Origin of the sequence: Pseudorhodoferax sp. Leaf265 (assembly GCF_001422365.1) — a bacterium.
GTDB lineage: Bacteria > Pseudomonadota > Gammaproteobacteria > Burkholderiales > Burkholderiaceae_C > Pseudorhodoferax.
The window spans coordinates 221,316-233,099 of record NZ_LMMT01000039.1 but is presented as its reverse complement, the minus strand read 5'-3'; the positions used below and the strand labels follow the sequence as shown (position 1 = coordinate 233,099).

The following is an 11,784-nucleotide window of genomic DNA, read 5'->3' as shown; positions in this document are numbered from 1 at the left end:
GCGCTCAGTACTGCAGCCTGGCCACGGCGCGCAGCGCCTCGGCCGTGGTCGTGCCGAAGCCGAAGAACTCCAGGTAGGCCGGAATCTGCTCGAACAGCATGTCGGTGCCGACCTGCACGGCGCAGCCCTTGTCCATGGCGGCGCGCAGCAGTGGCGTGTACTCGCTCTTCATGACGACCTCGCCGACGAAGGCAGTCGGCGCGATGCGGTCGATGTCGAAGGGCAGCGGGTCGCCTTCCTGCATGCCCAGTGGCGTGGCGTTGACGACGATGTCGAAGCCCGCCGGGTCCTTGCTGCCGGTGCGCACCGTGAGGCTGGGGTAGTGCTGGCGCAGCCGCGCGGCCAGGGCCTCGGCCGATTCGGCACGCGTGTCGAACAGCGCGAGTTCGGCCGCGCCGGCCTGGGCGATGGACGCCGCAATCGCCGAGCCCACGCCGCCCGCGCCCGAGACCAGCACGCGCGCACCGGCGAAGCTGCGGCCCTTGCGCTGCACGCCACGCACGAAGCCGGCGCCGTCGAACATGTCGCCCAGCAGGCTGCCGTCGGGCCGCTTGAGGACGGCGTTGCAGGCGCCGGCGATGCGCGCCGTGGGCGTGGCCTCGTCCACAAGGTCCAGCGTCACGACCTTGTGCGGCATCGTGACCAGCGCGCCGCGCAGGTTGGTGAAGCGCATGATCTGGCGCAGCGAGACCGCGTAGTCCTCGGGCAGCACGCCCATGGGCATGACCACCGCATCGATGCCCTGCTGCTCGAACCAGGGGTTGTAGATCATCGGCGCCTTGAAGGTGGCCGTGGGGTAGCCCAGGTGGGCGATCAGCGTGGTCTTGCCGGAGATCATGGTGTGTGCGTTGCGTTCGGAGACAGGTGGTGCATTGTCAGATGCATCGGGCACATCAGGAACCGGCGCGGCCCTGGGCCACGGCCGCCGCGCGCTGGCGCTGGTAGTCGGCCAGCGGCACGGGCTGCGCATCGGGCCGGCCCAGGTCCTGCATCTGGATGCGGAAGGTTTCGCGGGCACTGGCGGCGGCCAGCGCCGCGATGACCGTGATGCCGAAGGCGATGGCGCCCACCGTCAGCCAGATGTTCTGCGCACCGGGCGGGGCCACGACGGTGAACAGCGCCGGCAGCATGGCGGTGATGGCCGTGCCCACATTCTGCGAGATGGCCATGGCCGAGACCCGGGTCCGGGTGGGGAACAGCTCGGGGTAGAAACTCGGGAACACCGCGTTGTAACCCTGGTAGACCACGCCCCACATCAGCAGCGACATGACGATGGCCAGCGTCACGTTGTGGATGCTGATGGCGTACAGGTAGCCGAAGGCCAGCAGGCCGGCCGCGAGCGAGCCCACGATGATCGGCGGCTTGCGGCCGATCTTGTCCGACAGGTTGCCGACGAAGGGGATCACCAGCACTGCGAGGATGTTGCCCATCACCGGGATCCACAGGTACACGTCCTTGGCGAAGTTCACGCCGTAGGCCGGCTGCACCGCGTAGGCAGCGCCGAAGATGGTGGCCACGACCGGGATCACGTTCATGAGCGCCATCAGCACGACGCGCAGCATGTCGCGCCAGCTGTACTTGAAGGCGTCCACGATGGGCGAGCGGGCGCGCTGCTTCTGCTCCGTCTTGTCGGTGAAGGCGGGCGTCTCGTCCACCTCGCGGCGGATGATGTAGCCGGCCACGATCACGATGAAGGACAGCAGGAACGGAATGCGCCAGCCCCAGGTGTTGAACGATTCCTCGGGCATGTAGTGCGCCAGCGGCAGGAACACGGCAGCGGCCAGGATCTGGCCGGCCTGCACGCCCTGCAGGGTGAAGCTGGCGAAGAAGCCACGGCGGCCGAAGGGTGCATGCTCCAGGATCATGGAACTGGCGCCCGAGATCTCGCCGGCCACGGCGAAGCCCTGGATCAGGCGGCAGACCACCAGCAGGAACGGCGCCCACAGGCCGATCTGCTCGTAGGTCGGCAGCAGGCCGACGGCGATGGTCGAGAAACCCATCAGGAACATGCACCAGACCAGCACCTTCTTGCGGCCGTGCGTGTCGCCGATGTGGCCCAGCACGAAGGCGCCGATCGGACGCGCCACGTAGCCCACGCCATAGGTGGCCAGCGAAGCAATGATGGCGATGCCGGGGTCGCCTTTGGGGAAGAAGATCTGCGGAAAGATCAGCGCCGCGGCCGTGGCGTAGATGAAGAAATCGTAGTACTCCAGCGCGGACCCGATCCAGCCGCTGGCGGCGGCCTTCTTGGATTGGTGCCGGCCCTGCGGCTCGTGCGCAGCAGTTGCGGTGCTCATGGTCAAAGTCTCCTGGTGAAAATCGTTCGACAATCGCACGGCAGGTGCGACGGATCGAACTCTAAAGAGGACGACCTCGCATCGAACAGGCTTGGCGATGCATATCGGTTCGATAATCGAACAGAAACGCGCGATTATCGATCACACCAAGGGTTTTCACCGATGAATGACCCCACCGACAAGCTTCCGGTCGGCCTGCAGCGGCGCGACTGGATTGCCGGCCTGGACCGGGGCCTCAACCTGATCGAGGCCTTCGACGACGCCCACCCGCGCATGACGGCCAGCGAGATCGGCCAGCGCACGGGCATGACGCGCACGGCGGCCCGGCGCTACCTGCTCACGCTGCAGCACCTGGGCTATGTGGCCGGCGACGGCAAGCTGTTCTGGCTCACGCCGCGCGTGCTGCGGCTGGGCCAGTCCTACCTGGAGTCGGCGCGGCTGCCGCGCGTGGTCCAGCCCTTTCTGCAGCGCGTGGCCATGGGCACGCACGAGACCGCCTACCTCGCGGTGCTGGACGGCGACGACGTGGTCTACATCGCGCGCAACGGTCCCAACCGCAGCATGAACACCGGCTACGTGCTGGGCGCGCGCGTGCCGCTGCAGCTGACGGCCTCGGGCACGCTGATGCTGGCCCTGCGCCCCGAGGACGAAGCCGAACACTGGCTGCAGACGCACGAACTGCGCGTGTTCACGCCGCACACCATCGCCAGCAAGGACCGGCTGAGGCTGGAGTTCGCGCGCATCCGCGCCCAGGGCTGGTCGCTGTCGGAGCAGCAGCTGGACCTGAACTCGCGCGGCATCGCCGTACCGCTGCGCGACCGCAACGGCGAGGTGGTGGGCGCGCTCAACATCACCATGCCCATGGGCCACGAGAGCAGCGACGACGCCGTCGCACGCGTGCTGCCCGTGCTGCGCGAAACCGCGCAGGCCATGCGCAACCTGATCTGATCAGGGGCCGACCACAAGACAGGCCAGCGGTTGGGCCTGGCCCACCGTCCACTGCAGGGCCTGGCCCCTGCCGCGCAGCTGGTGGCCGGCGCCTGCGTACCAGAAGCCCGAGCCGCTGGCCTGCTGCGCCAGCCGCGCCTCGCCGCCGCCGGGCAGGCTCAACAGTGCATGGTTGCGCTCGAAACGCACGTCCAGCCGCACACCGCCCTCGCAGGTGTAGGCCACCAGGGGCGCACGCACCGGCGTACAGGCCGAGAGCGCGGCCAGCAGGCAGGGCAAGGCGGCTTGGCGCAGCATCGAAACGTTCGTCACGCGAGGCATTCTTGCAGCTGCGACACTCGCCACAATGAAACCCTGGCCGATCCCCCTGCTCTGCCTGCTCGCCGGCAGCGCCCACGCCGCCGACAACTGCGAAGCCATCCGCAGCGGCATCGAGGCGCGCATCCGCACGGGCGGCATCGCCAATCCCGTGGTCACCGTGGTGGACGCCGCGCAGAGCGCGCCGGGCCAGGTGGTCGGCAGCTGCGCCATGGGCAGCAGGAAGATCGTCTACGTGCAGGGCGATGCCCCACCCCGCAGCAGCGCGCCCATCCTGACCGAATGCCGCGACGGCTCCATGCCCGTCGACGGCCGCTGCCCGCGCTGATCCGGGTTTGCCCGAAAATAGCGGTTTTCCCGGCCGCGCCCCTGCCGCGCCGCCCGCCCCCTCACCTGGAACCGCGCTTTGTCTTTCGCCTCCGAAACCCGGCGTCGCCGCACCTTCGCCATCATTTCCCACCCCGACGCGGGTAAAACGACGCTGACCGAGAAACTGCTGCTGTTCTCGGGCGCGATCCAGATCGCCGGCTCGGTCAAGGCGCGCAAGGCCAGCCGCCACGCCACCTCCGACTGGATGGAGATCGAGAAGCAGCGCGGCATCTCGGTGGCCAGTTCGGTCATGCAGATGGCCTACCGCGACCACGTGGTCAACCTGCTCGACACGCCCGGCCACAAGGACTTCTCCGAAGACACCTACCGCGTGTTGACGGCCGTGGACTCGGCGCTGATGGTGATCGACGCGGCCAATGGCGTGGAAGCGCAGACGCGCCGGCTGATCGAGGTCTGCCGCCAGCGCGACACGCCCATCATCACCTTCGTCAACAAGATGGACCGCGAGGTGCGCGAGCCGCTCGACATCCTGGACGAGGTGGAACGCGAACTCGGCATGCCCTGCGTGCCCATGACCTGGCCCGTGGGCCAGGGCAAGAGCTTCGGCGGCATCGTCAACCTGCGCACCCAGGCGATGACGGTGTTCGAGTCCGGCAGCGAGCGCCGGCCGCAGGACTTCGAGACCATGCCGCTCGCGGACCGCGCTGCGCTGCAGGCCCGCTTCGGCCACGAGTTCGACACCGCCATGGACAGCATGGAACTGGCCACAGGCGCCTCGCCGGCCTGGGACCATGCCGCCTTCCTGGCCGGCAAGCAGACGCCGGTGTTCTTCGGTTCCGGCGTCAACAACTTCGGCGTGATGGAGGTGCTGGACGCGCTGGTGGACCTGGCGCCGCCGCCGCAAAAGCGCATCAGCACCGTGCTGGTGAACCGCCAGCCCGTCACCAAGGAGATCCAGCCCGAGGACAAGGACTTCGCCGGCGTGGTGTTCAAGGTGCAGGCCAACATGGACGCCAACCACCGCGACCGCATCGCCTTCGTGCGCATGGCCTCGGGCAAGTACACGCCGGGCATGAAGCTCAAGGTGCAGCGCACGGCCAAGGAACTGCGGCCCACCTCCGTGGTGACCTTCATGAGCCAGCGCCGCGAGGCCGTGGACGAGGCCTACGCGGGCGACATCATCGGCTTCACCACGCACGGCGGCGTGCAGCTGGGCGACACCATCACCGACGGCGCGAACCTGCAGTTCACCGGGCTGCCCTTCTTCGCGCCCGAGATGTTCATGACGGTGATCCTGCGCAACCCGCTGCGTACCAAGCAGCTGCAGCAGGGCCTGGCCCAGCTCGGCGAGGAAGGCGCGATCCAGGTCTTCAAGCCCGAGGCCGGCGGCCCGATGCTCCTGGGCGCGGTCGGCCAGCTGCAGTTCGAAGTGGTGCAGCACCGCCTGAAGACCGAGTACGACGCCGACATCCGGCTCGAAGGCTGCCAATACACCGGCGCGCGCTGGATCACGGCCGACACGCCGGCCGAGCTGCGCCAGTTTGTCGACGCCTATCCCGCGCGCATGGCGCGCGACGCGGCCGACACGCTGGCCTACCTGTGCACCTCGCCCTACGACGTGCGGCTGGCGCAGGAGCGCTTTCCGAAGATCCATTTCCATCCGCTGCGCGAGCACGCGGGGTTGGCGTTGCAGAACGCCGGATGAAGCCGCTGGCGGCCTGGCCGGCGCCGGCTTCGGTCGGTTTGCGCGGCGTCTTCACCGACATCGACGACACGCTCACCACCGAGGGTGCGATCACGCCCGACGCGCTACAGGCACTGGGCGACCTGCGTGCCGCAGGCTTGGCGGTGGTCGCCATCACGGGCCGCTCGGTCGGCTGGAGCCTGCCGTTCGCGGCACAGTGGCCGGTCGATGCCATCGTGGCCGAGAACGGCGCCGTGGCGCTGCTGCGCGGGGCCGATGGCCTGGTCGAGAAGCGCTACCTGCAGGACGCCGCCACGCGGGCCGCCAACTTCGCGCGCATGCAGCAGGTGCTGGCCCAGGTCGAGCACGGCATCCCGGGCGCGCGACGCGCCGACGACTCGGCCGGCCGCGAGACCGACATCGCCATCGACCACAGCGAATTCGTGCAGTTGGGCCAGGCGCAGATCGACGCGGTGGTGCAGACCATGCGCAACGCGGGCCTGCATGCCACGGTCTCCTCCATCCACGTGAACGGTTGGTTCGGCACGCACGACAAGCTCGCAGGCGCGCGCTGGATCCTGCGCGAACTCTGGCAGCGCGACCTGGACGCCGAGATGGCCCATTGGGCCTATGTGGGCGACTCGACCAATGACGCGCGCATGTTCCAGGCGTTCGACAACAGTGTGGGCGTGGCCAACATCGCACGCTTCGTACCCCAGCTGGCGCACCTGCCGCGCTACGTGGCGCAGGGCGCGCGCGGCGCGGGCTTCGCCGAATTCGCCCGCCTGGTGCTGGCCCAGCGCGCCTAGACGCCGCGCTGCAGCACCTCGCGCACGGTGTCGGCCACCACATGGCGGCTCTGCGCGCGCCAGGCCAGGTGCAGTTCGGCATGCAGGCCGGCCGGGTCGCGCAGCGGCCGGAACGCCACCCGCGCATAGCCCAGGCGCTGCGCCGAAGCCGGCACCAGCGCCACACCCCAGCCCGCGTCGACCATGGCCAGAATGGAGTGCGTGTGGCTCAGCGTCAGCACGTTGTCGGGCGCCACGCCCTCGGCGCGCAGCCGGCCCGCGATGAGCTCGTAGATGTAGCGCGTCTCCGACGGGCAATAGGCGATGAAGGGCTGGCTCTGCAGTTCCGCCAGCGCCATGGCGTCGCCGCTGGCCAGCGCATGGCCCGTGGGCGCAGCCAGCAGCAGCGGCTCACGCAGCAGCATGCAGGACGCCGCAAAGCTGCGCGGCGCGAACGGCCGCACGATCCCCAGGTCGATGCGGCCCGCGGCCAATGCGTCCAGCTGGTCCACGGTCTGCAGCTCGCGCGGCACCACTTCCACATCGGGCAGCGCCGTACGGATCGCGCCCAGCACCTGCGGCAGCAGCGCGAAGCTGGCCGCCGCGATGAAACCCAGCGTGACCGTGCCGGCATCGGCGCGCATGGCACGGCGCGCCGCCTGCATGGCGGCCTGGCTGCGGCGCAGGATGTCCTCGGCCTCGCGCAGGAAGCTGCTGCCTGCCGGCGTCAGGCGCACCGTGCCGCCTGCGCGTTCGAGCAGTTGCACGCCCAGTTCGTGCTCCAGCAGTTGGATCTGTCGGGTGAGCGGCGGCTGCGTCATGTGCAGCAGCGCGGCAGCACGGCCGAAATGCAGTTCGGAGGCGACAGCGACGAAGCAGCGCAGTTGCGAGAGCTGGAACACGATTCAGAACTTGGATGGCGGGATCGCCAGATTGGATTGGACGGCGGTGCAGGCGCTTTCTAGAGTAGCACCCCGTTCCATCCCCTCATTTCCCGGAGTCTCCATGTCCTCGTTCCAAGGTCCCGCGCTGCGCCAGGCGCTGAACGGCATTTCCGGCATCCTGGTCACACCCTTCGACGCGCAGGACCGCGTGGTCGCCGCACCGCTGAAGCCCGTGGTCGACCGCGCCGTGCAGGCCGGTGTGCAGGTGCTCGTGGCCAATGGCAACACCAGCGAGTTCTACGGCCTGCAGCCGGCCGAGGCCGAGCGCGCCGTGGCCATCGCGGCCGACTGCGTGGCCGGCCGCGTGCCGCTGCTGGCCGGCGTGGGCCGCAGCGTGGGCGAGGCCTGCGCGCTGGCCCGCGTCTCGCGTCAGGCCGGTGCCGATGCGCTGATGGTGCACCAGCCGCCGGACCCCTTCGTCGCGCCGCGCGGCGTGCTGGCATATGTGCAGCGCATCGCCGAGGCCGGCGCCGGCCTGCCGCTGGTGCTGTACCTGCGCAACGAGAACATCGGCCTGGATGCGATCGAGGCGCTGTGCCGCGTCCCCGAGGTCGTGGGCATCAAGTGGGCCTCGCCGACGCCGCTGGTGCTGGCCGCCGCCATGCGCCGCACGGCCGACCGGCAGCTCGCCTGGGTCGGCGGTCTGGCCGAGGTCTGGGCGCCGCCGTTCTACGCGGTCGGCGCGCGTGGCTTCACCTCCGGCCTCATCAACGTGCTGCCCGAGCGCTCGGTCGCGATCTACAACGCGCTCGAGGCCGCCGACCAGCCGCTCGCCATGCGCCTGATCGAAGAGATGCTGCCCTTCGAAGAGCTGCGCGCGCAGGAGAACAACGGCACCAATGTGACCGTGGTCAAGAGCGCGCTGCAGCTCATGGGCCACGACTGCGGCGCCACGCGCCCGCCCTCGGCCTGGCCGCTCAGCGACAAGCAGCAGCAACAGCTGCGCGCGCTGCTGGACGGCTGGAACCTGCTGCGCTGAACGCCCGCCATTCCTTTCACTTCAACGGAGACAACGCCATGCGCATTCGCCGCGCACTGATCGCGCTCGCCTGTACGGCAGCCATTGCACCGCTGACCTCGGCCCAGCCAACGGCTTTCCCGGCCAAGCCCATCACCATCGTCATCGGCTCCACGCCGGGCAGCGCCACCGACGGGCTCACGCGCGCCATGGGCGCCGAGATCACCAAGCGCACGGGCCAGGCCGTGGTGGTGGAGAGCCGTGCCGGCGCCTTCGGCAGCATCGCCGCGCAGTACGTGGCCAAGGCCCAGCCGGACGGCTATACGCTGTTCATGACGACCAACACCACGCAGTCGGCCAACCCGCACCTGCTCAAGAAGATCGCCTACGACCCGATCAAGGACTTCGCGCCCGTCTCGTTGTTGGCGCGCGGCTACCTCGCGCTGGTCGTGAACCCGCAGATCAAGGCCAACAATGTGGCCGAGCTCGTGGCGCTGGCCAAGGCCCAGCCGGGCAAGCTCAACTACGGCTCGGGCAGCTCGTCGGCGCAGATCGCGACCGAGCTGTTCCAGCAGGCCACGGGCGCGAAGTTCAACTACGTGCCCTACAAGGCCAACCCTCCGGCCGTGCTGGACCTCGTGGGTGGGCAGATCGACCTCATGATCGTGGACCTCACGACCAGCTTGCCGCAGGTCAAGGCCGGCAAGCTGCGGGCCCTGGGAATGAGCAGCCCCAAGCGCTCGCCGCTGGCGCCCGAGGTGCCGGCCATCAACGAGTCGCTGCCGGGTTACGAGTTCGGCTACTGGAACGCGCTCTACGCGCCGGCCGGCACGCCAGCGCCGGTGGTGCAGCAACTGGCCGGCCTGGTGCGCGAGGCGCTGGCCGCGCCCGCAGTGCAGCAGGTCATCGAGAAGACCGGACAGGAGGCCGCGTTCATGGGGCCGGAGGAACTCGCGAAGTTCCAGCTCGGCGAACTGGAGCGCTGGGGCAAGATCATCCGGGCGGCGGGGATCGAGCCGGAGTGACGCCTTCGGCGTCGGCGGCAATGCTGAAGCTGGCATCGCAGCCGATCCCCGCAGCGATCCAGCGCCGCGCCAGCGGCGCCAGCCAGCGCGCGCCCAGCACCTCGGCCGGAGCGCTCAGCGCGCCGCACAGGTAGCGGCCCTGGGCATCGTCCCACCGCACGGCGACGCAGGCGCCCTGCCTGCGCCGCGACAGCAGCATGCCCAGCGGACAAGGCTCCAGCAGGCAGCACATGCCGCAGCCGTTGCAGGGCGCGCCATGCGCAGGCTTGGCCGGCGCGTGCGGATGCACGTGCACGACCTGCCAGTCTGAAGAATCGGAACGGGGCATGACGCGATGATGCCGCGTCAGGCCACCACGGTCACTGCGGCTTGGCCAGCCCCAGCTTCTCGATGACGACCTTCTCGCGCGCCACCGTGTCCTGCGCGAACTGGGTGTAGTCGGCCGTGCTCTTGTAGTCGGGCAGCATGTCGTACTTGGCCAGCGTGGCCACGTAGCTGGGTTCTTCCATGGCCTTCTTGAAGGCGTCGTGCAGGCGCTTGACGACCTCGGGTGGCGTGCCCTTGGGTGCACCGATGCCGAAGGGCGAGTTCTGCACGATGTTGTAGCCCAGCTCCTTGAGCGTGGGCGCATCGGGGAACTTGGGCAGGCGCTTCTCGCCCCAGGTGTTGAGCACACGCAGCTTGCCGGCCTCGACCTGCGGCGCGAAGCCCGTGGAGTCCACCGCCGCCATCAACTGGCCGCTGACCACGGCCAGCATGAGATCGGCGCTGCCCTTGTAGGGCACGTGCTGCAGCTCGATGCCGGCCTGCTGGGCCAGGATCTCGGTTGTCAGGTGCGGGCTGGTCAGCGTGCCGGTGGAGCCGTAGGTCAGCTTGCCGGGATTGGCCTTGGCATAGGCCACGAAATCGGCCCAGGTCTTGAACGGGCTGTTGGCCGGTACCACGACACCGAAGGCGTAGCCCGTGACGTTGATGACGTAGCTGATGTCCTTGATCGGGTCCCAGTTGATCTTGGTGGTGTAGCCCAGGCGGAACACGCCCAGCGGGATCTGCGCGATGGTGTAGCCATCGGGCTGCGCGGTCTGCAAGGCCTGCGCGGGCAAGGTGCCACCGGCGCCGGGCTTGTTCTCGATGATGACGGGGTGGCCCAGCACCTTGGCCGCGTTGTCGGCCAGCGAGCGCATGGTGATGTCGGTCGGGCCACCGGCCGGGAAGGCGATGACGAGCTTGATCGGCTTTTCGGGAAAGTTCTTCCAGGCCTGGGCCTGGGCGGTGACGGGGGCCACGAGCGTGGTCAGCGAAGCGAGCGCGGTGGCGCCCAGCAGGGAACGGCGGAACATGGAGGGGTCTCTCATCGTGGCGGATGCAAAGCGCGCCATTCAACACCACATGGCAGCGGCCCGCATCGGTGATGTCCCTGGGCGCGCGCTGCCTATGATGCTGCGGCCCGCGGCAGCATCCGGCCGCGCACGAACAGGAGACCCGATGGCAGAACCGCGCTTTTCCGAACTGATCGCCGGCTACAGCTTCCTCGAGGGCCCGCGCTGGCACGATGGCCGGCTCTGGCTGTCGGACTTCTACACGCAGCGCGTCATTGCGGTCGGCCTGGACGGCCGGGCCGAGACCATCGCCGCGGTGCCGCAGCAGCCTTCGGGCCTGGGCTGGCTGCCGGACGGGCGGCTGCTGGTCGTCTCCATGCGCGACCGCCGCGTGCTGCGGCGCGAGGCCGACGGCCGGCTCGTGCAGCACGCCGACCTGTCGGGCGTGGCCGGCGGCCATGCCAACGACATGGTGGTCGACGGCCAGGGCCGCGCCTACGTGGGCAACTTCGGCTTCGACCTCATGGGCGGCGGCACACCGGCGCTGGCCCGGCTTGCGCGCGTGGACCCGGACGGCACGGTGTCGGTGGCGGCCGAGGGGCTGCACTTCCCGAACGGCGCCATGCTGACACCCGACGGCCGCACCCTGGTCGTCTGCGAGACCATGGGCAACCGCATCTCGGCCTTCGATGTGCAGGCCGACGGCGGCCTGGGCCCGCGGCGCGACTGGGCGGTGTGGGGACCGCAGCCATCGATGACCGATGTACCCACCGTGCTGGGCAGCTTGAAGGCGGCGCCGGACGGGGCCGTGCTGGACGCCGAGGGTGCGGTCTGGTTCGCCGACGCCGTGGGCCACCGCGCCGTGCGCATGGCGCCGGGCGGCGAGATCCTGCAGTCGATCCCCACCGGCAACATGGGCTGCTTCGCGCTGACCCTGGGCGGGCCGGACCGGCGCACGCTGTTCCTGTGCGTGGCCCCGGACTTCCACGAAGCCGCGCGCCAGGCTGCGCGCGAGGCGGCGGTCTGGGCGACGCCGGTTGACGTGCCCGGGGCGGGAACACCATGACGCGCGGGCATCCAGCGGAATAGGCCGGCACGGCACGCGGCATCCGCGTTTCTGCCATGGACGGTATGCAGCAGCACTGCTAGGGTGACGGCGCATTCAAACTGCAT

The 11,784-nt window shown here is 69.5% G+C and carries 13 protein-coding genes; 7 read left to right on the top strand and 6 right to left on the bottom strand.

Annotation, left to right across the window (positions count from 1 at the left end):
* Nucleotides 1–4: 4 nt before the first annotated feature.
* Together ASF45_RS30015 and ASF45_RS30010 are read right to left on the bottom strand one after the other, a co-directional pair.
* Nucleotides 5–838: a shikimate dehydrogenase gene (locus ASF45_RS30015; protein WP_056672372.1), complete on the bottom strand. Its 834-nt coding sequence runs from the start codon at nt 836–838 to the stop codon at nt 5–7.
* Between the two features lie 55 nt (nt 839–893).
* Nucleotides 894–2,297 (bottom strand): MFS transporter, encoded by a 1,404-nt coding sequence (locus ASF45_RS30010; RefSeq protein ID WP_056672369.1) that lies wholly within the window; start codon nt 2,295–2,297, stop codon nt 894–896.
* Nucleotides 2,298–2,459: 162 nt separating this feature from the next.
* Between ASF45_RS30010 and ASF45_RS30005 the strand changes: the two genes are divergently transcribed.
* Complete coding sequence (locus ASF45_RS30005) at nt 2,460–3,245, top strand: IclR family transcriptional regulator C-terminal domain-containing protein (protein WP_056672367.1); 786 nt, start codon at nt 2,460–2,462, stop codon at nt 3,243–3,245.
* On the opposite strand, the gene ASF45_RS30000 is transcribed toward ASF45_RS30005, so the two are convergent.
* Nucleotides 3,246–3,557, bottom strand: a complete 312-nt coding sequence (locus tag ASF45_RS30000) for an MliC family protein (RefSeq protein WP_162244069.1) — start codon at nt 3,555–3,557, stop codon at nt 3,246–3,248.
* A 34-nt stretch (nt 3,558–3,591) separates the two neighbouring features.
* Between ASF45_RS30000 and ASF45_RS29995 the strand changes: the two genes are divergently transcribed.
* The 3 genes from ASF45_RS29995 to ASF45_RS29985 all read left to right on the top strand — a co-directional run bounded on the left by ASF45_RS29995 (nt 3,592) and on the right by ASF45_RS29985 (nt 6,386).
* Nucleotides 3,592–3,891: a DUF1161 domain-containing protein gene (locus ASF45_RS29995; RefSeq protein WP_056672363.1), complete on the top strand. Its 300-nt coding sequence runs from the start codon at nt 3,592–3,594 to the stop codon at nt 3,889–3,891.
* Nucleotides 3,892–3,969: 78 nt separating this feature from the next.
* A complete protein-coding gene (locus tag ASF45_RS29990; RefSeq protein ID WP_056672361.1) occupies nt 3,970–5,598 on the top strand; it encodes a peptide chain release factor 3 in 1,629 nt (542 codons plus the stop codon).
* Nucleotides 5,595–6,386, top strand: a complete 792-nt coding sequence (locus ASF45_RS29985; RefSeq protein WP_056672359.1) for an HAD-IIB family hydrolase — start codon at nt 5,595–5,597, stop codon at nt 6,384–6,386. The genes ASF45_RS29990 and ASF45_RS29985 overlap by 4 nt, the downstream gene beginning before the upstream one ends.
* Here the strand turns inward: ASF45_RS29985 and ASF45_RS29980 are convergent.
* Entirely contained in the window at nt 6,383–7,267 is an 885-nt protein-coding gene (locus ASF45_RS29980) for a LysR family transcriptional regulator (protein ID WP_056672357.1), read from the bottom strand. The two genes, ASF45_RS29985 and ASF45_RS29980, sit on opposite strands and share 4 nt — an antisense overlap.
* 103 nt (nt 7,268–7,370) lie before the next feature.
* On the opposite strand from ASF45_RS29980, the gene ASF45_RS29975 reads away from it, so the two are divergent.
* Nucleotides 7,371–8,288 carry a dihydrodipicolinate synthase family protein gene (locus ASF45_RS29975; RefSeq protein WP_056672355.1) on the top strand — a complete coding sequence of 306 codons (918 nt, stop codon included), beginning with the start codon at nt 7,371–7,373 and terminating at the stop codon, nt 8,286–8,288.
* A gap of 38 nt (nt 8,289–8,326) precedes the next feature.
* Nucleotides 8,327–9,292 carry a tripartite tricarboxylate transporter substrate binding protein gene (locus tag ASF45_RS29970; protein ID WP_056672353.1) on the top strand — a complete coding sequence of 322 codons (966 nt, stop codon included), beginning with the start codon at nt 8,327–8,329 and terminating at the stop codon, nt 9,290–9,292.
* Here the strand turns inward: ASF45_RS29970 and ASF45_RS29965 are convergent.
* Complete coding sequence (locus tag ASF45_RS29965; protein WP_056672351.1) at nt 9,261–9,620, bottom strand: hypothetical protein; 360 nt, start codon at nt 9,618–9,620, stop codon at nt 9,261–9,263. The two genes, ASF45_RS29970 and ASF45_RS29965, sit on opposite strands and share 32 nt — an antisense overlap.
* 31 nt (nt 9,621–9,651) lie before the next feature.
* A complete protein-coding gene (locus ASF45_RS29960; RefSeq protein ID WP_056672347.1) occupies nt 9,652–10,632 on the bottom strand; it encodes a tripartite tricarboxylate transporter substrate binding protein in 981 nt (326 codons plus the stop codon).
* Between the two features lie 145 nt (nt 10,633–10,777).
* Here ASF45_RS29960 and ASF45_RS29955 point away from each other — a divergent pair, with 145 nt between their 5' ends.
* Entirely contained in the window at nt 10,778–11,677 is a 900-nt protein-coding gene (locus tag ASF45_RS29955) for an SMP-30/gluconolactonase/LRE family protein (protein WP_056672344.1), read from the top strand.
* Nucleotides 11,678–11,784 lie beyond the last annotated feature (107 nt).

Bases quoted from the DNA above. Each gene is read 5' to 3' on its own strand.
- ASF45_RS30015 (WP_056672372.1), bottom strand. From the start codon at position 838: ATGATCTCCGGCAAGACCACGCTGATCGCCCACCTGGGCTACCCCACG.
- ASF45_RS30010 (WP_056672369.1), bottom strand. From the start codon at position 2,297: ATGAGCACCGCAACTGCTGCGCACGAGCCGCAGGGCCGGCACCAATCC.
- ASF45_RS30005 (WP_056672367.1), top strand. From the start codon at position 2,460: ATGAATGACCCCACCGACAAGCTTCCGGTCGGCCTGCAGCGGCGCGAC.
- ASF45_RS29995 (WP_056672363.1), top strand. From the start codon at position 3,592: ATGAAACCCTGGCCGATCCCCCTGCTCTGCCTGCTCGCCGGCAGCGCC.
- ASF45_RS29985 (WP_056672359.1), top strand. From the start codon at position 5,595: ATGAAGCCGCTGGCGGCCTGGCCGGCGCCGGCTTCGGTCGGTTTGCGC.
- ASF45_RS29975 (WP_056672355.1), top strand. From the start codon at position 7,371: ATGTCCTCGTTCCAAGGTCCCGCGCTGCGCCAGGCGCTGAACGGCATT.
- ASF45_RS29970 (WP_056672353.1), top strand. From the start codon at position 8,327: ATGCGCATTCGCCGCGCACTGATCGCGCTCGCCTGTACGGCAGCCATT.
- ASF45_RS29965 (WP_056672351.1), bottom strand. From the start codon at position 9,620: ATGCCCCGTTCCGATTCTTCAGACTGGCAGGTCGTGCACGTGCATCCG.
- ASF45_RS29960 (WP_056672347.1), bottom strand. From the start codon at position 10,632: ATGTTCCGCCGTTCCCTGCTGGGCGCCACCGCGCTCGCTTCGCTGACC.
- ASF45_RS29955 (WP_056672344.1), top strand. From the start codon at position 10,778: ATGGCAGAACCGCGCTTTTCCGAACTGATCGCCGGCTACAGCTTCCTC.